The 22142-nt window shown below is 44.1% G+C and carries 21 protein-coding genes; 8 read left to right on the forward strand and 13 right to left on the reverse strand.

Annotated elements, in window-relative coordinates; translation table 11 throughout:
- Position 1 precedes the first annotated feature (1 nt).
- Together ACP69X_RS14335 and ACP69X_RS14340 are read left to right on the forward strand one after the other, a co-directional pair.
- Positions 2-616 carry a YcnI family protein gene (locus ACP69X_RS14335; RefSeq protein WP_041089100.1) on the forward strand — a complete coding sequence of 205 codons (615 nt, stop codon included), beginning with the start codon at positions 2-4 and terminating at the stop codon, positions 614-616.
- A 158-nt stretch (positions 617-774) separates the two neighbouring features.
- Entirely contained in the window at positions 775-1371 is a 597-nt protein-coding gene (locus tag ACP69X_RS14340) for an NAD(P)H-dependent oxidoreductase (protein ID WP_041089098.1), read from the forward strand.
- A gap of 43 nt (positions 1372-1414) precedes the next feature.
- Here the strand turns inward: ACP69X_RS14340 and ACP69X_RS14345 are convergent, their stop codons facing one another.
- Genes ACP69X_RS14345 through gabT form a run of 3 tightly spaced genes read right to left on the reverse strand, consistent with a single transcriptional unit; the run spans position 1415 to position 5510 of the window.
- Positions 1415-2809, reverse strand: a complete 1395-nt coding sequence (locus ACP69X_RS14345; protein WP_041089096.1) for an NAD-dependent succinate-semialdehyde dehydrogenase — start codon at positions 2807-2809, stop codon at positions 1415-1417.
- On the reverse strand, positions 2784-4172 hold the full coding sequence (locus ACP69X_RS14350) for an APC family permease (RefSeq protein WP_041089095.1): 1389 nt from the start codon (positions 4170-4172) through the stop codon (positions 2784-2786). The genes ACP69X_RS14345 and ACP69X_RS14350 overlap by 26 nt, the downstream gene beginning before the upstream one ends.
- 21 nt (positions 4173-4193) lie before the next feature.
- Positions 4194-5510 carry a 4-aminobutyrate--2-oxoglutarate transaminase gene (gene gabT / locus ACP69X_RS14355; RefSeq protein ID WP_041089093.1) on the reverse strand — a complete coding sequence of 439 codons (1317 nt, stop codon included), beginning with the start codon at positions 5508-5510 and terminating at the stop codon, positions 4194-4196.
- A gap of 109 nt (positions 5511-5619) precedes the next feature.
- Here gabT and ACP69X_RS14360 point away from each other — a divergent pair, with 109 nt between their 5' ends.
- The gene (locus tag ACP69X_RS14360; RefSeq protein ID WP_426052777.1) at positions 5620-7044 is read left to right on the forward strand and encodes a PLP-dependent aminotransferase family protein; all 1425 of its coding nucleotides are present in this window, start codon (positions 5620-5622) and stop codon (positions 7042-7044) included.
- A gap of 31 nt (positions 7045-7075) precedes the next feature.
- On the opposite strand, the gene ACP69X_RS14365 is transcribed toward ACP69X_RS14360, so the two are convergent.
- Complete coding sequence (locus ACP69X_RS14365; protein WP_039182979.1) at positions 7076-7387, reverse strand: ArsR/SmtB family transcription factor; 312 nt, start codon at positions 7385-7387, stop codon at positions 7076-7078.
- A gap of 137 nt (positions 7388-7524) precedes the next feature.
- Between ACP69X_RS14365 and ACP69X_RS14370 the strand changes: the two genes are divergently transcribed.
- From ACP69X_RS14370 to ACP69X_RS14390, 5 genes are all read left to right on the forward strand, one after another.
- Positions 7525-7902, forward strand: coding sequence for a hypothetical protein (locus ACP69X_RS14370; protein WP_269103812.1), 378 nt, complete (start codon positions 7525-7527; stop codon positions 7900-7902).
- A gap of 139 nt (positions 7903-8041) precedes the next feature.
- Complete coding sequence (locus tag ACP69X_RS14375) at positions 8042-8908, forward strand: TetR/AcrR family transcriptional regulator (RefSeq protein WP_228280305.1); 867 nt, start codon at positions 8042-8044, stop codon at positions 8906-8908.
- Between the two features lie 16 nt (positions 8909-8924).
- On the forward strand, positions 8925-10358 hold the full coding sequence (locus tag ACP69X_RS14380) for an MDR family MFS transporter (RefSeq protein ID WP_041089086.1): 1434 nt from the start codon (positions 8925-8927) through the stop codon (positions 10356-10358).
- A gap of 174 nt (positions 10359-10532) precedes the next feature.
- On the forward strand, positions 10533-11909 hold the full coding sequence (locus ACP69X_RS14385) for an aspartate kinase (protein ID WP_041089084.1): 1377 nt from the start codon (positions 10533-10535) through the stop codon (positions 11907-11909).
- A gap of 164 nt (positions 11910-12073) precedes the next feature.
- On the forward strand, positions 12074-12919 hold the full coding sequence (locus ACP69X_RS14390; RefSeq protein ID WP_041089082.1) for a GAF domain-containing protein: 846 nt from the start codon (positions 12074-12076) through the stop codon (positions 12917-12919).
- Positions 12920-12957: 38 nt separating this feature from the next.
- On the opposite strand, the gene ACP69X_RS14395 is transcribed toward ACP69X_RS14390, so the two are convergent.
- The 9 genes from ACP69X_RS14395 to ACP69X_RS14435 form a co-directional block, all read right to left on the reverse strand.
- Positions 12958-14385 carry a sensor histidine kinase gene (locus tag ACP69X_RS14395; RefSeq protein WP_305960820.1) on the reverse strand — a complete coding sequence of 476 codons (1428 nt, stop codon included), beginning with the start codon at positions 14383-14385 and terminating at the stop codon, positions 12958-12960.
- The gene (locus ACP69X_RS14400; RefSeq protein ID WP_269103816.1) at positions 14375-15067 is read right to left on the reverse strand and encodes a response regulator transcription factor; all 693 of its coding nucleotides are present in this window, start codon (positions 15065-15067) and stop codon (positions 14375-14377) included. Before ACP69X_RS14400 ends, ACP69X_RS14395 begins: the two co-directional genes overlap by 11 nt.
- Positions 15068-15434: 367 nt before the next feature.
- On the reverse strand, positions 15435-16769 hold the full coding sequence (locus tag ACP69X_RS14405) for an MmgE/PrpD family protein (RefSeq protein WP_426052778.1): 1335 nt from the start codon (positions 16767-16769) through the stop codon (positions 15435-15437).
- Positions 16760-17917 carry an amidohydrolase gene (locus tag ACP69X_RS14410; RefSeq protein WP_426052779.1) on the reverse strand — a complete coding sequence of 386 codons (1158 nt, stop codon included), beginning with the start codon at positions 17915-17917 and terminating at the stop codon, positions 16760-16762. Before ACP69X_RS14410 ends, ACP69X_RS14405 begins: the two co-directional genes overlap by 10 nt.
- Before the next feature lie 33 nt (positions 17918-17950).
- Positions 17951-18697: an amino acid ABC transporter ATP-binding protein gene (locus ACP69X_RS14415; RefSeq protein WP_039176505.1), complete on the reverse strand. Its 747-nt coding sequence runs from the start codon at positions 18695-18697 to the stop codon at positions 17951-17953.
- Positions 18698-18709: 12 nt separating this feature from the next.
- Positions 18710-19384: an amino acid ABC transporter permease gene (locus tag ACP69X_RS14420; RefSeq protein WP_041089072.1), complete on the reverse strand. Its 675-nt coding sequence runs from the start codon at positions 19382-19384 to the stop codon at positions 18710-18712.
- A 24-nt stretch (positions 19385-19408) separates the two neighbouring features.
- On the reverse strand, positions 19409-20203 hold the full coding sequence (locus tag ACP69X_RS14425; protein ID WP_041089070.1) for an amino acid ABC transporter substrate-binding protein: 795 nt from the start codon (positions 20201-20203) through the stop codon (positions 19409-19411).
- Between the two features lie 21 nt (positions 20204-20224).
- Positions 20225-20728: a GNAT family N-acetyltransferase gene (locus ACP69X_RS14430; protein ID WP_039176502.1), complete on the reverse strand. Its 504-nt coding sequence runs from the start codon at positions 20726-20728 to the stop codon at positions 20225-20227.
- A 16-nt stretch (positions 20729-20744) separates the two neighbouring features.
- Complete coding sequence (locus ACP69X_RS14435) at positions 20745-22070, reverse strand: LLM class flavin-dependent oxidoreductase (protein ID WP_218676949.1); 1326 nt, start codon at positions 22068-22070, stop codon at positions 20745-20747.
- Positions 22071-22142 lie beyond the last annotated feature (72 nt).

Consider the following 22142-nt stretch of genomic DNA (forward strand, 5'->3'; position numbering starts at 1 on the left):
TATGAAAAAATACGTTAAAGCTTTATTACCAATGCTTCTCGCTTCATTTTTATTGGCGATTCCTGTGAGTGCGCACGTAACAGTCAAGCCTGATACGTCTGCGACAAATGCTTGGGAGACCTATACATTAAAGGTTCCTTCTGAAAGTGACAGTCCAACGACTAAGGTTGTCGTGACAATTCCTAAAGGCGTAGAATTCCAGCAATATGAGCCCGTACCTGGCTGGAAAACGTCAACTGAAGAGAAAGATGGCAAGGTGACAAGAGTGACTTGGGAAGCAACCGGTAAAGGTGTGCTTGCTGGACAATTTCAGCAATTCGTTTTTGTAGCGAAAAACCCTGAAAAAGCTGGTGAAGCTGCATGGGATGCGTATCAATATTATAAGGATGGAACGGTCGTTGAATGGACTGGTGATAAAGATGCTGATAAACCTCATTCCATCACAAACATTGTGGCATCTAATACCGTAACGGATTCACATGGTCAAGAAAAACCAAAAGAAGAAAAGGCCTCTGAAACAGCCTCTGCTTCTTCCTCACCACTTGTCCTTGGTCTATCCATTGCTGCTCTAGTCGTGGCACTGATTGCACTTGGACTTGCTTTTAGAAAGAAATAAAGGCTGTATAAGCGATCGTTTTCTTAGAAACGATCGCTTTTTCTTCTATAAAGAAGCAATTATTTTCCATTTTCCCAACTTATTATTACCAATATAGGATTGAATAGGATAAAGCCCCGTGACATAATGAGACAGATGACCACATAGGAGGCTATGAGATGAACCATGTAATCATATTTGCTCATCCCCAGCAAAGCTTAAATCAAACCTTATTAGATCTTGTTGTGAGCACTCTATTGAACAATGGTCATAAAGTGACTGTTCGTGATGTCTATGCCCTAGGTTTTTCGCCAGAGCTCACCATTGCAGAAAAGGCTGCCATCAAATGCGGTGATGTGCCGATCGCCATTCAAAGAGAGCAGAAGCTGATTCAGCAAGCAGATGTGCTGACGTTTATTTTTCCAATTTGGTGGACAGGCTTACCGGCTATACTAAAAGGATATGTAGAGCGCGTCTTTTCTGAGGGTTTTGCTTATCAGATCAATGAGGATGGAGAGATTGAAAATCTGCTTCGGCACAAAAAAGGTGTCATTATCAACACGCACGATGCCCCGAGGACTTTTCTTGATTCAAATTTGAGCTTCACCTCTCCCCATCACATGACAACTGATACTGAAGTCTTCAATTTTATTGGCGTTCAGCCTGTCGAACGGCTTTTATTCAGCAGCATGGAGCAGGCATCTGCAGATTACATACATGAAATTCTGAAAGAAACGAAAGAAACGGTGGATCAGCTTTTCCCACCGGCTGTTTAACAAAAAAAGACTGCCGAGATTCCTCTGACAGTCTTTTTCACGTTTATTCGTCTAAACCAATAGATACATATTTTGTTTCTAAATATGGTTCGATTCCTTCGATTCCGCCTTCTCGCCCTATTCCGCTCTCTTTCATACCGCCGAACGGTGCTTGGACAGCTGATGGACCGCCATCATTCCAGCCAATAATTCCATAATCGAGATGTTCGGAAATGTAGAGCCCGTTCCGATAATTTTCTGTAAAGAAATAAGCTGCAAGGCCAAAAGGTGTATCGTTGGCTAATTCAATTGCCTCGTCTAACGTTTTGAATGTCGTAATCGGAGCCACTGGACCAAAGGTCTCTTCATGCATAATGTTCATCGAAGGGTCCACATGTGTAAGAACCGTTGGCTGGACGAAATAATACGACTTGTCATCGTCGAAATGCGTATCGCCGCCGACAAGAACTTTCGCCCCTTTGTCCACTGCATCTTGAATTTGGCCAACAATTTTATCAAAGCCGCGCTTATTGATAATTGGACCGATAGATGTGCCTTCTTCAAAGCCATTTCCCATTTTCAGCTTTTCTACTTCTTTGCTGAACCTTTGCGCAAATGCTTCATGAATGTCTTCATGCACAATTAAGCGGTTGGCACAGACACAGGTTTGTCCTGCATTCCGGAACTTAGATGCCACTGCTTGTTTGACAGCTAACTCCAGATTTGCATCCTTGTCTACGATGAGCGGGGCATGACCGCCAAGCTCCATTGATACATGTTTGACTGTGCTGGCACTGTTTTTGATCAAATGCTTTCCGACGGGCGTTGAGCCTGTAAACGTAATTTTTCGAATCAATGGACTATCTGTGAAGATTTCACCCACTTCTTTTCCGTCTCCGACAACCCATTGCAGTGCATCCTCTGGAATGCCAGCTTCATGACCTAATTTTACTAGTTCAATGGCTGTCAGCGGTGTGTCTTCAGCAGGTTTTACAATAAACGTACAGCCTGCTGCAAGCGCTGGAGCTGCCTTTCTCGTAATCATCGCCGCAGGGAAATTCCACGGAGTAATGGCAGCAACCGGACCAACTGGTTGTTTTGTGACGAAAAGGCGTTTGCTAGTCGTATGCGACGGGATGGTTCTGCCGTAGATTCGCTTTGCTTCTTCTGCGTACCATTCAATATAACCAGCCGCATAGACGATTTCCCCTAATGCTTCTTGATATGGCTTTCCGTTTTCTTCTGTGATGATTTTCGCAAGTCTTTCTTTATGTTCAATCATCAGATCAAACCACTTGCGAATGATATTGGCACGTTCATGCGCTGACGTTTTGGCCCATGCTTTGAATGCTTTGTGTGAGCGGGAAATTGCGCCTTCGACCTGTTCTTTTGTATGCTGAGCAACTGAAGCAATTTCTTCTCCTGTTGCAGGATTATACACTTTGAGTTCGTTTGTCATGCTCTACCGTCTCCTTCGTTCTTGGATTCATTACATATAGTATATACCCAATGAGTACCCAACCTAAAAGCAATATCCATTCAGCTGGCCACGATAAGGAAGCCGGCATTCCTGGAAAGTAAAATGAAAGGAAAAGAAGACTCAGTCCGATGGCTAAAACACCTGTCGTCCGCCAATATTTAATGCTGTATGGACGCTCCAGCTCAGGTTCTGTTTTGCGAAGTCTCATAAAGGCAATGGACACTATTAAGTACCCGACGATGATTCCGACACCGCCCGCATTGACAATCCATACGAGGGCAGGACGCCCTAATAATGGAGCGAAAAAAGCTAAAGCTCCAAGAAATAAAATGGCATTTGTCGGTGTTTTATACTTTGGATGAATATACGCAAACCATTTGGTAATCATACCTCTTTCCGCCATAGCATATAGAATACGGCTTGCACCGATAATAAAAGCATTCCAGCTCGTCACAATCCCTGCTACACCGCCAATAACCAGCACTGTTCCAAACGCTTGATGACCGAGAAGCTGTACCATCGCATCTGCTGTCGCTAATGAAGAGGCTTCAAGCTGTCCTTTTGACAGCCCAGCTGCTACCCCAAAGACAATAAGCAGATAAAAAACGACTGCGCTCACGATGGAGATAATCAAGATTCTCCCAATGATTTTTTTTGGTGCGTTAATCTCCGCCGCTACTTGCGGAATGACATCAAACCCAACGAATAAAAAGGGAATCATGACTAATACCGCCATGAGACCGCCAACCCCGCCTTGAAACATCGGCTCAAGGTTTGCAAAATCTCCATTAAATGTTGCGCCGCCTAAAAGGAGAAAACCTGTCAGAATAATTGCCACAGTGAACACGGACTGAAAAATGGCGGCAGGCTTAGCCCCAATGTAATTCAGTGCTGTTAAAAACAATGCACCGCCAGATCCAATCAATACCCACGTGAAATACACGTCCCATCCCCCAATATTCCATAGCAAGCCAGCATGCTGTGTTGGAATCACATAATCAATGACGGTCGGCAAAGCGACAGCTTCAAACGTAATCACAGACACATAACCAAACAATACACCCCATGCTGAGACGAATGCTGCTTTCATCCCAAATGCCCGCTGGACAAAAACGAGCCCTCCGCCTGTCTCTGGAATTGCAGATGAAAGCTCGGCATACGTGAGTCCAATAAAGATCACGAGAATGCCTCCTATCACAAAGGCAATCACACTGCCTAAAAAGCCCGCTGTTAAAATCCAATCTCCCGAAAGTACAACCCAACCCCAGCCAAGCATTGCACCAATGGACAAAAACAGCACGTCTGACTGCGACATCGTTTTTGCCATTTGTTGTTTTTGCATACAACCATCCCCCTTTGTTGTTTAGCGTGCTTTGAAGGCGTCCTCTATGATCCCTAGTCCCTCGTGAAGCAGCTCATCTGTGATGACAAGTGGTGTTAAAAAGCGAATAATATTCCCATTAATCCCTGCCGTTAAAAGAAGCAGTCCGTGCTCATTTGCATATGCTGCAATCGCTGCGGCTCTTTTTTTATCTGGTGTACGCGTTGTTTGATCTTCCACAATTTCAATTGCCGCCATTGCCCCTAACCGGCGAACTTCCCCAATGAATGGATACGCCTGTCTCCAATCATTTGCTTTATCCTCAATGACTTGTCCAATGTGTTCAGAACGTTGATTCAATTTTTCTGTTTCAATGATATCAAGAACAGCCAGTGCTGCTACACAGCCTAACGGACTTCCTGCATATGTTCCCCCGAGCTCCCCTGGATCTGCCGCATCAAGCAGTTCTTTTCTGCCAACGACACCACTGAGTGGTAAGCCAGCTGCAAGAGATTTTGACACAGTGATTAAGTCCGGCACCACATCAAAGTGCTCAATCGCAAAGTATTTCCCTGTTCTCGCAAAACCGGTTTGGATTTCATCTGCAACAAAGACAATCCCATGCTCCTCACAGAATGAAGCGACATGCTGAACGAAACGCTTCGATGGCACAATGAATCCGCCCTCCCCTTGGACTGGTTCCATGACCACACAAGCAACGGTTTCTGGTGCAACGGCTGCGACGAAGAATTGATTGAATTGATCAATGATGTACTCGTCGTACGCGGCATCACTTAATCCTTCAGGCTTTTGATAGTAATAAGGGTACGGTGCTTGGTACACCTCAGATGCGAATGGTCCGAAGCCAAATTTATATGGCTTGACCTTGCTCGTCATGCTCATTGTCATATTCGTTCTGCCGTGAAAACCTCTTGTAAACGACACAACGGCCTGTCTTTTCGTATATTTACGGGCAATTTTCACGGCATTTTCAACAGCTTCTGCACCTGAATTAAGGAAAATGGCTTTCTTATCATGGTCTCCTGGTGTGAGGCGGCAAAGCTTCTCTGCCAATTCGATATACGATTCGTACATCATCACGTTAAAACCTGGATGAATCAGGCTCTCCGCCTGTGCTTTGACCGCTTCCACGACCTTTGGATGTGAATGTCCTACGTTTAATGTGCCAATGGCGCCTGCAAAATCGATAAATCGCTTCCCATCAATATCGAACAGCTCGGCTCCTTTCCCCTTCGCTGCAAGATGACGGTTGCCATTACTCACGCCTCTTGCGACGTATTGATCTCTTTTCCCCTGCCATTCTTCAGTTGAAAAACGGTTTGTTGTCGTTTGACTCATTGTCATCCATCCCCTTTATATCCTTTTTTATTATTCTGAATATTTTTTGGTATGATAGAAAGTACCAATATCATTTTTTTCATGGTACCAGAGAGGATGGAATGGTGAGATGCTGACAATTCAACTAGATCAAACAGGGCAAAACGGGTATATTTATCATCAAATTTATATGAAAATCAAAGAAGAAATCTTAAATCGCAACCTACAGCCACACGATCAATTACCGTCCAAACGAGAGTTAGCCGATACATTAAACGTCAGCGTTAATTCAGTGAATGGCGCCTATCAGCAGCTGCTTGCCGAGGGGTATTTATACTCGGTTGAGCGCAAAGGTTTTTTCGTGGAGTCACTAGAAACGTTTCATGAATCTGGTCAGCTAAAACCCTCTTCTCTTCCTGTAGATTTAAAGGAAGAACCGATTGCACGAGACGACTGGTATTCCTTTTCACATATCTCCGTCGATACAGCGAACTTTCCATTTAAAAGCTGGCTGAAAAGCGAACAAAAGGCGATCCATCTCCACCAAGATGCCTTCGGTGAGCTTCCGCATCCACAAGGTGTGTATGAGCTCAGAGAAACGATTGCCCGGCTGATCGGACTTGCGAGAGGAGTCAAATGCTATCCGGAACAGCTCATTTTAAGTGCAGGCACACAGTCACTGATCCATTCGTTATCAAGCATTCTTCCGGCCGATCAAATATATGGGTTAGAAAACCCTGGCTACCGCCGGCTCTATCAAATGCTGAAAAACAATCATCACCGAATTGAAACGATTGGTATTGATCAAAAAGGTGTGCGGATGAGCGACATTCATAAGAAACAGCCGAATGTGTTGATCATTACCCCTTCACATCAATTTCCAACAGGGGTGATTATGCCGATTTCCCGGCGCATTCAGCTGTTAAACTGGGCAGCTGATCAGCCAGAGCGCTATATCATTGAGGATGATTATGACAGTGAATTTAAATATGGCACAGACAGCATTCCAGCGCTGCAAAGTCTCGATCGATATGACAAAGTCATTTATATGGGCACCTTTTCAAAATCATTGCTGCCGGGCTTGCGGCTAAGCTATATGGTGCTGCCTCAGCATTTATTGAGACGCTATAAGGAAGAACAGCATTTTTTCATTCAAACTGCTAATCTTTTTACACAATACACCCTTCTTCATTTTATAAAAGATGGGGCGTATCAACGGCATATTAAACGAATGAATGGTTTATATGAGGAAAAACGGAAGCAGCTCATTGAAGAACTCAATATGGTTTTTGCTGACAATGTACGGATTATTGGAGAAAATGCCGGGCTTCATTTTATCGCAGAGTTCCGCTCAAATCGGACGCAGCATGAGATTTTACAGCGAGCGAAAGAAAGGAAGCTGAAAATGTACGGTATGGATCGTTTTACCCTTGATGAGCAATTGCCGGGGCATCAGCCAGGCTTTGTTCCGCTCGTCCTCGGCTTCTCGCATATGAGGCGAGAGGATATTCAGCCGGCAGTGAAACGGCTGTATGACGCCATTTTTGGGAAATAAAACAGCCAGCTGTTCTTCATAGACAGCTGGCTTACCACCGCTTTTTATCTACAGCTAGAATCGATGACATGAGTCCAGGAAAAGCGGTCTCGATGTCTTCTTTTCTTAAAGAATAGTAACGGTGCTTCCCGTCAATTCTCACTTTCACGACGCCTGCCTCCCTCAGCACTTTGAAGTGATGGGAAAGCGTGGATTTGGCAATATTCATTTCATACGTGCCGCATGTCCTCTCCCCCGCTTCTGCCAAGCAGCGGACAATTTCTAACCGGATTGGATCAGCCAATGCGTGCAGCACAGAAATCAGTCTCATATCTTCTTTGTTTGGATGGTTTGGATTTGTCATACGATAAATGTATCGTATTTTGTGCCAACATACAATCTCATTCACCTAAAACTCATGAACTGACTAGGCATGTAACGATTTAACTTCATTCACGTCCATTACTTAAGAAACGCTGTATTGAAGGGAAGGAACCTATTTTGATACGTAACATATGGTTTAGTTTATTGCTCTTGCTGCTCACGTTTTCCTTATGCGCCTGCCAGTCAGTCCAATATCATTACCAGTCAAAGCCACCTAGTGCGGAGGAGTTATTAGCTATGGATCAGCAGGCAGATTTATTTCAATGGGAAGGAACCGTGTATGAAACAAATGTAGATTGGACGACATCCTTACACGTCACAAAACATCAGCAAGTAGGTGTCATTCAGAAAACAGTCGCCAAAAATTTTGAACATGGTACAGCTTCTAAGCTGCAAAAAGGGACCGCTATTTACTCTGTGAAGGAGAGAGAAGACCTTTTGGTCGTTGAACTTCACGGCAAAACAAAAATATATGCCGCACATGCGGAAGGATAAAATACCTGTCATACAGACGGGTATTTTTTTAAGTTCATTTTCTTGTCTTAAGGCATTGGTTTTGTTATCATAGCAAAAGTGACCACTCGGTTTCCATTGTGACCATATGGTTTTACCGATTCGGAAAGGAATTAAGAAGATGAACGAAAAGCAAGAAGAGATTTTGCGGGTTTCGAAGAAATTGTTTTCTCAAAAAGGCTATATGAGTGTCTCTATGCAGTCAATTGCCGATGCCTGTAAAATATCCAAAGCGTCTATTTATAAACTGTTTGATTCAAAGGAAGCTCTTCTATTAGAACTGATTAAATACAATCAGCGCAAAATGAGAGAGATTTCCCGCATCATTCATTCAGAAACGACGCTGTCCAAAAAGGAAAAATTCACAAAGAAGATCAAGCTTGAGCTTGAAGAGTTTAAAGAGAATCATAAATTTTTGAACATGCTGTCCTTTGAAGCTTTTTCTCAGCATTCGCCTATTGTCATTAAACACTTACGCGAGACACGCTCCATTATCATGCAGCGGCACAGAGACATTATTTTGAGCACATATGGTGAATCTGTCGCTCCTTATGTTTGGGATCTCGTGATTGTTCTCAATGGATTAATGAGAGAGTTCATCTTAATGCTGGCGATTGAGCAAAAAAACATCCAATTAGAAATTGCTGCCGAAATGATCATCGGTGTAATGGATCGTGTATCGAAAAAGCCTTGTTCCATTGAACCTGTGTTAACAGACGAGCTGATGAACTCTTATTTGCTTTCCTCACAGGACGAATATGACGAAGAAAAACTTGTCAATTCGTACTTAACAAAAATCAAACAAGAGCTTCACTCATGGCCAAACGGAGAAGAAAAAAATGATCTCCTCTCTGCGTATGAGCTGCTCAATCAGGAATTATCAAAGGACCAACCGAGAACCTTTTTAATCAGCTCACTGCTCGATTATTTAGGTAAAAACAGCGTTTTATCACAAAACGTGTCACAGCTGAAAAGCATCATTTTATAGATAAAGAAGGGATAACATGAACCAATCAACAACATCTTACAATCGATCTGTGATTGTTGGGATTTTTCTCGTTGGGGCATTCGTCGCGATATTAAACCAAACGCTTCTTATTCCAGCGATCCCACATATCATGGAGGACTTCAATATTGAGGTCAGCAAAGGACAGTGGCTTACAACAGCCTTTATGCTGACAAACGGGATTCTCATCCCGATTACGGCTTTCTTAATTGAGAAATTTTCGAGCCGTTCTTTAGTTTTAACGGCACTTAGCATCTTTACAGCCGGTACAATTCTTGCTTCATTTGCGACGAATTTCCCGGTGTTACTTGCAGCGCGTATCGTACAGGCAGCCGGTGCAGGGATTTTAATGCCGCTGATGCAAACGATCTTTTTAACCATTTTCCCAAAAGAAAAACGCGGGCAGGCGATGGGCATGGTCGGACTTGTCATTTCGTTCGCACCAGCGCTTGGACCAACACTAGGCGGCTGGATTGTTGATTCCTTCAGCTGGAAGGCCCTGTTCTATATTGTACTGCCAATCGGAATCATCGACCTTATTCTTGCTTTCTTCTTAATGAAAAATGTGACGCAGCAAAGAGAGACACGTATTGATGTGTTATCTGTCATCTTGTCGTCCTTCGGTTTCGGCGGGCTGCTTTACGGATTTTCTAGTGTCGGCACGTATGGATGGACGAGTGCGACTGTCCTCATTTCACTTATTGTCGGCGCCGTGAGCTTGTTCTTCTTTATCCTGCGCCAGTCGAACTTAACAAGACCGATGCTTGAGTTTGGTGTATTTAAATTTGCGATCTTTAGCTTAACAACCTTCCTTGGAATGCTTGTCTTTGCTTTATTGATTGGTACAGAGACAATTCTGCCGCTTTATACGCAGAATGTCAGAGGGCTGTCTGCACTTGATACAGGGCTAATCTTATTGCCAGGTGCTCTCTTTATGGGACTCCTGTCACCAATTATCGGACGGATTTTTGATAAAGTCGGCGGAAGAGGGCTCGCATTAGGCGGATTTACAATCCTCACCGTTACCACCCTGCCATTTATGCTGCTCACCCTTGATTCATCGATCGCTCTCATTACGGTCGCCTATACGCTTCGCTTAATCGGGGTTGGGATGATCATGATGCCGCTGACAACGGCAGGTATTAACGCATTACCGCCTCATTTGATCCCGCATGGGACAGCGATGAATAACACGATGAGACAAATAGGCGGTTCCATTGGAACGGCTGTGCTTGTTTCCATCATGAGCAGCTCTGCTGCAAATGCAGAATTGGCCAATCCATTAAAATCAGCCGTTCATGGAATGAATACGTCATTTTTCATTTCTGGTCTGATTGCGGTCATTGGACTCATTCTCTCCTTTTTTCTAAAGGCAAAACGTGATAACAAAGTGATGAAGCAGGAGATATCTTCCTCCTCCTCTTCTTCATAAGAAAAAGAGCTCGGCATATGGCCGGCTCTTTTTTTATATCATCATACAGCACCGTCCTCTCTGTAAATACATTTGTATTTCTAGAAAAGAAAAACCTTGATAATTTAAGGAAAAGAGTTGATAATAGGAACTATTGAATTTGTGAGAAAATTTTTACTATAGGAGATGTATGCATTGAAGGTCGTTAAATTTGGTGGCAGTTCACTTGCATCTGGCAAGCAGCTGCAAAAGGTATTTGACATTGTAACAGCAGATCCAGCTCGAAAAGCAGTCGTTGTTTCCGCACCAGGAAAACGGCATTCAACGGATACGAAGGTCACCGATCTATTAATTAGCTGCGGTGAACAATATTTACGTTTAGGTGAAGCACATGATTTAAAGGAAGCCGTCATCGAGAGGTATGCCTCAATAGCGGATGAACTCGGATTAGGTCAAGACATTATCGATACCATCAGGGAAGATCTAGACACATTATTACAGGCTGATTCATCCCGCCCTGAGTGCTATCTTGATGCCATTAAAGCAAGCGGTGAAGACAATAACGCCAAGCTCATTGCTGCATATTTCCGCCACCAGGGTGTTGAAGCTCATTATGTGAATCCAAAGGAAGCTGGTTTGTTTGTGAGCGATGAGCCTGGCCAAGCGCAAGTCCTGCCGGAGTCATATGATCATTTGTACAAATTAAGAGAGCGCTCTGGCATTATTATATTCCCTGGCTTTTTTGGCTTTAGTCTAGCGGGAGACATCGTTACCTTTTCGCGAAGCGGCTCCGATATTACCGGCTCCATTTTGGCGAACGGTCTAAAGGCAGATGTGTATGAAAACTTTACAGATGTGGATGCTGTCTATGCTGTCAATCCAACGATCGTTCATGAACCGAAAGAGATTACAGAGCTGACATACCGGGAAATGCGCGAGCTGTCTTATGCTGGTTTTTCTGTGTTCCATGATGAAGCCCTCATTCCAGCCTTCCGTGCAGGCATTCCAGTTCAGATTAAAAACACCAATAACCCGTCGGCAAAGGGTACAAAAATCGTGAATCAGCGGGATCATACAAATGGACCGGTTGTTGGAATCGCCTCAGACAATGGATTTTGCAGTATTTACATTAGCAAATATTTAATGAACAGAGAAGTCGGTTTTGGACGTAAGGTGCTGCAAACATTAGAGGAATATGGGCTTACGTATGAGCATGTTCCTTCTGGCATTGACGATATGACCATTATTTTACGGCAGGATCAGCTAGAGGAGCAGCATATTGAAGAGGAGCTGCTAGACCGATTGAAGCTCGTGCTTGATGCAGATGAGGTCGTTTTAGAGCGGAATCTCTCGCTTATTATGGTCGTAGGAGAAGCGATGCGTCATAATGTTGGCACAACAGCAAGAGCGGCAAAGGCGCTGTCAAAAGCGAAGGTCAATATCGAAATGATCAATCAAGGTTCTTCAGAGGTCAGCATGATGTTTGGCGTCAAAGCGGCTCAAGAAAAAGAAGCTGTGCGAGCCTTATATGAGGAATTTTTCTCTATGTCTACTGTTCCTGTCTCCCTTTAATCAGCAGGCTGCCAGATCTTAAGATCCGGCAGTCTTTTTTCCTCTCGCCGATTCGAGTTCTTTGCGCATTAAAGTGTATCTATTTCTCGTTTGATTTTGTATGATAGAGACAAATCAACTAACCGTTCCGGCCTATGCTCGGAGCTACAAGGAGTCCTAAAACAATGCCTCGTCAACAACTATTAAAACAGTTTCGCAATTTTCATGATGCTTCTACTAGTATTTTAAACATGATGAGTCAATTCATTGATGTGAATACACTGTTTATTGCTAAAAATGATCAAAACACCAATCAAATTGTAAAGGTGCTAAATCATGACGAGCAGCTTCTTGAAGAAGGAGAAGAACTTCCTTACGAAAAGACATTTTGCAAGCTTGCGGTCGATCATCGGAATACACTTGTGATCCCTGACATTTCGAAAGATGACCGTTTTAAATACTTAGAGGTCACGAAAAATCTCCAAGGCGGCTCGTTCATTGGAGTTCCCATTGATTTCACAGATGGGACGAACTACGGAACGATTTGCGGACTTGATTTGAGGCCAAAGCAGTTCACAGAAGAGCATGTATATATGTTTGAAACGATGGCTTCTTTATTAAGCTACGTTCTCGAGCTAGACCGTGCCAACAGGCAGATTCAGCAATTGTCTGTACCGATCGTACCAGTTGTTGACGGGGTAGCTGTGCTTCCTCTGCTTGGTGATATCGAAGAGACACGTGCTCAGCATATTTTGGAAACCATTTTACAGGAAAGCTACAGGCTGTCGCTCTCTCATTTGGTTATTGATGTATCGGGAACAAAAAGCCTGAATGAACAGAGCATTCAATATTTGGTCAGCTACGCACAAACGCTGAGACTTTTAGGAATTTCGGCAGTTTTAACAGGCATTAAACAAGACCTTGCTTTAAGTGCGATTCAATCTAATATATCGTTTAAAGACATCACCATCCGGAAAGATTTACCGCAGGCACTTGCTCATATTGGATTGACGTTTACAAAAAATGAATAAGTGGTGATTCACCAAAAAGGGCTAAAATGAACTTCATTTTAGCCCTTTTGTTCTGGAAACGGCAGTCGAATGGTAAATGTTGTTCCATTGTTTTTTTCACTTTTCATATCAATATGCCCTTCATGCAGGTCCACAAGCTGCTTCACGATGGACAAGCCCAATCCGTATTCTCCATACGGTGTATTCGTTCTTGAGATATCTGCTTTATAAAAACGTTCCCATATGTGTTTGACTTCGTCTGGCGCAATGCCAATGCCTGTGTCTTCCACTTCAATGATCGTCTCTTGATTTTCTTGTTTTCCTCTTAAGTAAATACGGCCGCCTTCTGTGAATTGAATCGCGTTCTTTGTGATATTGACAAGCATTTGAATGAGCCTGTCATAATCTGCATAAACCTTTAGCTTGGGATCAACGTCCACGATCAACTGATTGTTTTTCTCTTCGGCGATTCGGCTCAGCTGCTCTTTCATCACTTCAAATGTGTCAATGAGTGGATAGTGAAATTTCTGAAGGGTAATTTGATTCGATCTAATTTTCTCATAATCCATATTTTCATTGACGAGGCGCAGCATACGTTTTGTCTCGTCAGTGATTAAGGCATAGCATTTCTCTTTCTCTTCTGCTGACACATCCGCGGTGTTCAGCCATTCCACCAGTCCTCGAATGGTGGTCAGCGGTGTTTTCAATTCGTGAGACACATCTGCGATGAATTGGCGTCTGCGCTTTTCGAGCCGGTCAATTTCCTCTCTTGATTGCTGAAGACGCTTGGCCATCATATTAAAATCTTCACCAAGTGTGCCAATTTCATCAAGGTGTTTGTTTTCAAGCTTGATGTTGTAATCACCTTGCGCAATCTTTTCAGTCGCCTCTCTCAACTTTTTGATGCGGTTCACATGAAATTTAGACAAGAACAGGCTGAGAATAAAGGTGATCGTCAGTGCCACAAATACGATGATATACAGATAACGATTCATTTGGGCGATGAGCTGTTCAGCGCCTTGAATCGGGGCAATAAGGACGACTCCGCCCTTTAGCTTACCATCCTCCATGACAGGGAGTGCCACAAGTGATGCCTCTTGATCAAGGCGGCGTGAATCACTTCGCTTGTCAATGATTTGCTCTCCTTTTGAGAGTTTGGCCCATAAATCCTTTGTCAATAATACTTCATGCGGCGGCATCTCTTGCTGCTGAGAGAGAATATCTCCTTTTTCATCAAACACGAAAAAACGAATTTGCCTCGTCGAAAGAATATCTTCAAATGGACGCAGACGAAAGGTCATCTCGCTTTTAGGAAGTCGTTTATAATCTTGCAAGATTTCATTCCCATAGGAGCTCATTTCATTCACTCTGTTTTGATAGGCAATATCTTTCACAAAATGAGATAAAAGGGTGCTGATAATGACAATGGCGATGAGCAATAACCCAAGATGACTGATCAGCAGCTGATAAAAATATTTAATCTTCATCGAACTTATACCCTACGCCCCATACTGTATACAAAAAGGGCTTAGGCCCGTCCCCAATTTTTTGACGCAGCCGTTTAATATGAACATCTACCGTTCGTTCATCTCCATAAAATTGGTATCCCCAAATATGCTCAAGCAATTGTTCTCGTGAAAATACTTGCCGAGGATGCTGAATAAAAAAGCACAGCAGATCGTATTCCTTCGGTGTGAGGTTCTCTATTCGCTCTCCATCCAGGAAAACTTCCCTTGTTTTCTTATCCAACTGAAAATGTGCTGTCTCCAGCCGTTCGCCCTCATTCACCTTTTCTTGAGTCGTTGTATGATCAAAGCGTCGTTTCACCGCTTTAATTCTTGCCATCAAGGTTAGTGGACTAAAGGGCTTGGTCACATAATCATCTGCCCCAAGATCAAAACCAAGCACTTGATCAGATTCGGTTTCCTTTGCTGTCAGCATGATAATCGGAACATCACTGATCTGGCGCACCTTTTGACAAATGGTCAGACCATCCATTGAAGGAAGCATGACATCTAAGATGAGCAGATCCCAATCCTCCTCTTGCTGAAAGCGATTCAATCCTTCTAAACCATCATGGACGAATTCCGCTTGAAATCCCTCCCGTTGAAAAAACATATCCGTCATTGTACAAACACTCTGATTATCTTCAATCATTAATATTTTCATCATCAGCCTCCGCTGCTGCCATTGTTTTTCTTTATGTAGCTTTATTTTACATCTTCCCTCTCAAATCTCAATTGGATTCCACTGTTTTCATGAACTTATCATCGTTTGGTCATCTTTTATTCATACTTTTTGAAAGAACTAATACTGCGGTGAATCACCTGAGTTTTTTTATGATGGAATTGCAGAAGATGGTCAAGATGTTAGTTGAGTTATGATTCAACATTACTTTACAACATATCAAGATGAGGACAGTGTCATTTATGGTTCTTTAACTCATGAGGAAGTCTCATATATTTATATAAAGAACTTCCTGACAGTTTATGATAGATCTATTTAAAAAGCTCATCTCTATCGATGAGCTTTTTTATCATGCAAGCAACTTCAAATACGCAGCGTCGTTTCCCTCTTCAACCGCCTGTAAAATCTGCTGTGCTTGTGATGCGCTTCTGACGCTGCTTAACTTTTGTATGATATCTTCTTTCGATAACGCACAGCCTGGTGCTCCCTGAGGTACATCAACTCGTTTGCTGATGGTGGTGCCGTCAGATAAGGTGAGCTTCACAATCGTAAAGCGTCCTTTTGGAACAGCATCGGGATGGGGCTCTATCGTTTGATCATATCCTCTGCTCACCCGCTTCATCCATATCCGCATGTCTGATGGAATGCTTTTTTTCGTAAAGGCATCCAGCGTAAGCGTCTGTCCAAACACTGAAAGTGCGATGACGTATTCGACACTGAATCGTCCTTCTTCCCCGGTTAAAGGTGTCCGCTCAATAAGCGCTGCATCTCCGCCTGGCGGGAATATGACATCGACCTGTTTTACCTGCTCCGGCAAGAAAGACCGCTCTTTCATTAAAGATTGGATCGCATCTGCCGCATGGTGGGCTGCTGAGCAGAATGGATATACTTTGAACCACAGCCCAGGTGAAACGATACGCCATGTAGAACCATAGCCTTCTAGCAAACGGCTTTCCGCACGCTCCTGATCTCCATAGAGTGAAAAGAAACCAAGTGCGCCATCAAGAACCGAGTCATTCCCGCCAAAACCTGAACAAGCTAAATCCATAGACCAAACGGCTGTTTTAGCAGCTAAGCCGGCTTGTAATGGTTTCATATCAGAGCCAAATTGCTTTCGCATTCCGGCTGATTGCGCTCCGGCAAAGCCGATTGCTTTCATCAGTTCTTCTCGTGTGACCTGCTTCAAATAGCCAATCGCACACACTGCCGCAATGGCACCGAGTGTTCCCGTATTATGCCACCCCCGCTCATAATGTGCTTTGCCGATGGATTCGCCAAGTCTTGCCATCACTTCAACGCCTGTAATGTAGGCTGCTAAAAACCGCTCGCCATACCCTTTGCCGTCTGTCAGCTGTGATAGCAGCGCCGGAATGATGACCGCACTTGGATGTCCTCTCACATCTGAGTGCACATCATCATAATCAAGGGCATGGATGAGGTAGCCGTTCAGCATTGCTGCGGATTGGCGGCTCACCTCCCTCCCTTTTCCCATGACAGGAATCTGAGCGGCTCCGCCTTCCTTTTCAACAAGCGCCATCAGCTTCTGAATCCCTTCATCCTCTTTCGCAGCAAGCGCTGATGCCGCAGCATCCAACAGGCCATTTCTAGCCATCTGAATGGCCCGTTCATCTTGCAGCGGATCAGCAGAAAGCACTGCCTCTGCCAACTGTTTTGTTAATTCCATGATCGAGACTCCAATGCCCGAACGGCAAGCTCAGCAAAGAAGGCAGCAGCAACCGGAAGTGCGTCTTCATTTAAAGTAAACGCAGGGTGATGCCACTCCTTCGTACCACTGGTCCCCATCCATACAAAAAAGCCTGGAATGCGTTCTTGATAAAGGGCAAAATCTTCTCCGCCCGGTGACTGCTCTGCCTGCACGACATGTAAGTTAAGCGAGCCAGCCGTTTCTTCTACTATCTTTGTCAGACGCTCATCATTCATGACAGAAGGCAAATACGGATGCCATCTCACTTCAGCCTCTGCTCCAAATCCCTCTGCAATCCCGCTAACGATTTGTTTCATAAGCTCTGGAATCATCGCTCTTACTTCAGGCTCAAACGTCCGCACCGTTCCTTCCATCTCGACACGGTCGGGTATGACATTCCATGATGTACCGCCCTGAATACGTGTGATACTGACAACCGCATGATGCAAGGAGCTGATGCGGCGGCTGACGATTTGCTGAAGGGCACTTGTCATCTGCCCGCTGATGGCAATGGGGTCCACTGTGTGATTTGGAATTCCGGCATGACCTCCCGTTCCTTTAATATCGATTTCAAACCGATCCACACTCGCCATCAATGCTTTTTCTCTAATGCCAATCGTGCCAACTGGCAGGTCAGGTTTGTTGTGCATACCAAAAATCGCCTCGACTCCATCTAAAACGCCTGCTTCTATGACGTGCTTCGCTCCTTGAGCAACTTCCTCAGCCGGCTGGAACAAAATACGGACCGTTCCTTTGATTTCGTGTTTCCGCTCCTTTAATAAAAGTGCCGCTCCAAAAATAGAAGCTGTATGGAAATCATGACCGCATGCATGCATTTTGCCCGGTACCTTTGAAGAAAATGGTTCGCCAGATGCTTCTTCAATCGGAAGTGCGTCAATATCGGCTCTCAGAGCAATCGCCGGTCCTTCTTGTTCTCCTTTGATTTCACAGACAACGCCTGTTTGCAGGGCTGGGAAATCAAGTACAGTGATCCCTTCCTCTTCTAACCAGCGGCGCAGTTTCTTTGTCGTTTCATATTCTTCAAACGCCAGCTCTGGATGCTCATGAAGCGCTCGGCGAATGTTGATTAAACGTTTGTTTAAAGCTTCATTTCCTATTGATTTCACTATCAATCACCCCTCTAAAGAATAAAAAGCAGCTTATGCTTCTTCAGCCGCTGCTTCTTTTTGGATAAATCGTTTCGTCCGTTCATTCTTCGTTTCATCAAATAACTCAGTTGGCGTCCCCTGCTCAATAATATGACCATCTGCCATGAAAATCACATGGTCTGCCACTTCTCTTGCAAACGCCATTTCATGTGTAACGATGATCATCGTTGTTTCTTGAATCGCAATGGATTTAATGACTTGAAGCACACCTGAGACAAGCTCTGGATCAAGCGCTGACGTTGGTTCATCCAGCAAAATCGCATGTGGATCAACCGCTAACGCGCGGGCAATCCCAATCCGCTGCTGCTGCCCGCCAGATAATGTGACTGGATAGCTGTCAGCCTTTTGCTCTAGCCCTACCTGCTTCAGCAGTTTCATACCGATTTCATTCGCCTGCTGCTTTGTCATTTTTTTCGTCACAAGCAATGATTCTGTAATGTTTTGCAGTGCTGTCTTGTTTTTAAATAAATTATAGTTTTGAAACACCATAGCCGTTTGTTGACGCAGGTGATGGGCTTCTTTACGTGAATATTTAGACGCATCGAGCTTCGCATCGCCAATTTCAATCGTGCCTTCATCTGGTGTTTCTAATAAATTTAAGCAGCGCAGCAAGGTGGATTTACCGGAGCCAGAAGGTCCGATAATGGCCACAACCTGCCCTTTTTGCACGTCGAGATTGATTCCGTCTAAGACGACAAGGTCGCCGAATGATTTCTTCAAATTGGTGAGCTTGATCATGTCCACACCTCCTTAATTCCGGTAAGGTTTGCTGATTTTTCGTTCAAACAGGTCTTGCAGGAAGCTATAAATAATCGTCAGCACCCAATACACAATCCCTACGGCTAAATAGGTTTCAAAGTATTTATAGTTCGCCGATGCAATCATCTTCCCTTGTGCAAACATTTCTGCCACGCCAATCGTAAAGGCAAGAGATGTTTCTTTTAAAAGACCAATAAAGGTATTCCCCGTCGCTGGAATCGCATTTCTGATGGCCTGCGGGAAAATAATTCTGACGTAAGACTGCCATCTTGTCATGCCGACAGATAAGCATGCCTCAAGCTGCCCTTCATCCACTGAGTTCAGAGCCGCTCTGAAAATTTCTGCTAAGTATGCTGAGTTTTTAATACTTAATCCGATAATGACCGCTGTTAAAGCATCCATTGAGGTCATCGCAGGGAATAGCTGCGGGAGACCAAAATAAATGAGAAAGAGCTGAACCAAGGTTGGAACCGCTCTGAAGAAAGAAATATACAGCTTGGCAAATTGGTATAAAACAGGTATCCGGTTTTTCGTAATAAGAGCGAATACCACACCAATGATAATGGCAAATACCATGGAGACAATCGCCATGAAGATCGTTATCGGCAAGTATTGAAGCAGTGTCGGAAAAACCGTCACCATATACTGCCAATCAATTTTGTTCATGTCTGCTCTTCACCGCCGCTGCTGTTATTTTTTAATTGGCACTGTGACATCGTCTTTGAAATATTTCTCAGACAATTTCTTAAGTGTCCCGTCTTCTCTTAATTCTTTGATGGCTTTGTTAAATTCTTCTCTTAGTTTGTCATGCTTTTTATCTTTCGCAAATGGGTAGCCTACTTCTTCATACACAATTGGGTTGCCTACGATTTTCAGCGGCAGACCTGTTTTTTCAATTTGAGCAAGTAATACACTGCGTCCATTGACATAAGCATCTACGCGGCCATTTGCCACTTCATTTAATACGCCGTCTTGCGTTTCATATGTTTTAATCTTGATTTTCTTATCTGGGTCTTTGCTCTCTAAGTTTTTAGCATGGTTAGAGCCAAGAACCGCCGCCACTGTTTTTCCTTTTAAATCATCAAGACCTTTGATGTCGTTGTTGTCTTTTTTCACGATGATTTGTGTTCCTGCGTATGCGTACGTATCAGTAAAGTTAAATGTTTGTTTACGCTCGTCTGTAATGGCAACTTGGTTTGACACCGTATCGAGCTTACCAGATGTCAGCTGTCCCATTAGTCCGCTGAATTCACTCAGCTGCCAGTCTAGTTTGTAGCCAAGCTTTTTCGCAATGGCTTCTGTTACTTCAACATCGAATCCGACAAGCTTGCCATTGTCTTTATAAGCAAATGGATAGCTTTGTCCAGTAGCGCCTACTTTTAATACTTTTTCGTCTTTGCCTTCACTTTGATTGTTACCGCCGCAAGCTGCTAAAACTGCCAGCATTGCTGCAAAAAGAACGACTAGCCACTTTTTGTGTTTCATGTTCGAAACCCTTCTTTCGTCTTATGGTTGTGTGATATCTGATCTTAATTGTTTTTTTAAATAAACCGTGATATGACCTTTGCCTAAATCCTTTTCTCCTGCTCTGACATAGCCTTTGCGCTCATACATTTCTACGAGCCACGGGTGCTTATCAGCTGTACCGAGTGACACGTACGGTACCTTTAGTGTATCCCTTAGCACTTCGGTTTCAACCCATTCCAGCAAGGCAGAGCCTGTCCCTTTTTTGGCGGCTGGTTCTGAGGCAAACCACCAGATGTGAGGGACGCCGAACGGTCCTGGCTGCTCTCCCCAAGGCATACGGAGTGATAAGGTGGATAGAAGCTCTCCGTTCTCTTCCATCACATAGCAAAGATTCTTTTGTACATTATTCTGAACGAGAGCGAAATCGGCATGTGCTGCTTGGAACTGAATGCCGAGCTCACGAATTGGCTCATAGGCTCTTGTTGTTAGTTCAAGCAGCGCCTCTATATCTGCCTCTGTTGCCAGACGAAACGTGTATCCCAACGTTAGTCACCTCACCTTATGTCGTGTAGCGATTTTTTGGCTCTGTTAGTCCGAGATTTTCTCGTAAGGTTTGTCCTGTGTAATCGGTTTTGAATAAGCCTCGTTCCTGAAGGATTGGGACGACGCGGTCTACAAACACATCCAGCCCTTCTGGCAAGAGCGGCGGCATCACATTAAAGCCGTCTGCTGCTTCTTCAACCAGCCATGTTTCCATGACATCTGCCAGCTGCTCCGGCGTTCCAATGAAAATATTATGACCGCGTGAGCCGGCAACTGATTGATAGAGCTGGCGAATGGTCAGGTTATCCTTTCTCGCCATATTCATCACGAGATCAAAACGGCTTTTTACCGCATTTGACGTGCTCGGGTCAATCTCTGGAAGCGGTCCGTCTAACGGATACTGAGACAGATCAATCCCGCCTAAGTAATTTTGCAGAATGCTCAGTCCAATCTCAGGAACAATCAGCTCCTGTAATTCTTCATATTTCGCTCGGGCTTCTTCCTCTGTCTCAGCAATGATCGGGAAGATACCCGGCATGATGCTGACGTCCTCTCTAGCACGGCCAGCAGCCTCTACTTTCCCCTTCAAGCTTTGATAAAATTCCTTCGCTTTTTCGAGATCGTTTTGTGCAGTGAAAATGAGCTCTGCTGTTTTTGCTGCAAGCTTTTGACCATCTTCGGAAGATCCTGCTTGAATGATCACGGGCTGCCCTTGCGGCGTACGTGATACGTTGAGAGGCCCCCTGACTGAGAAGAACTCACCTTTATGCTGGAGCTCATGAAGCTTACTAGATTCGAAGAATTCTCCTGTTTCCTTGTTTCTGACAAGGGCGTCTTCCTCCCAAGAATCCCAGAGACCTTTGACGACTTCGACGAACTCCTCTGCCCGCTCATAACGTTTATGGTGTGCTAAATGCTCTTCTCCGCTAAAATTTTTCGCTGTTTCTTCAATAGAAGATGTGACCACATTCCATGCCGCTCTTCCGCCTGATAAATGATCAAGGGAGGCAAACTGTCTTGCAATATGGAAAGGCTCACTGTATGTAGTGGATGCTGTTGCTGCTAAACCAATGGTTGAAGTAGACTCAGCAATCGATGAAAGCAGCGTAAGCGGTTCAAATCTCGTTAATACGTTCGGATGAGAGGTTTGATTAATGGATAAACTGTCAGCTAAAAAGAGCAAATCCAGCTTTCCTTCCTCTGCCTTTTTCGCTAATTGTTTAAAATAATCTAGGTTCATGGCTGCGTCTGGTACTGCATTCGGATGTCTCCAAGAGGCAACGTGATGTCCAGTTCCTGCGATGAATACGCCTAGCTTGAGCTCCCTTTTCGGCTGTGACACTTGTTCTTCATCCTTTCTATATCCTACATGTATCAAACTGAAGTCCTTAGAAGATACATTTTTCTGATTGAA

This window comes from Bacillus sp. DC4300-2b2 (assembly GCF_049895685.1).
Classification (GTDB): domain Bacteria; phylum Bacillota; class Bacilli; order Bacillales; family Bacillaceae; genus Bacillus; species Bacillus safensis.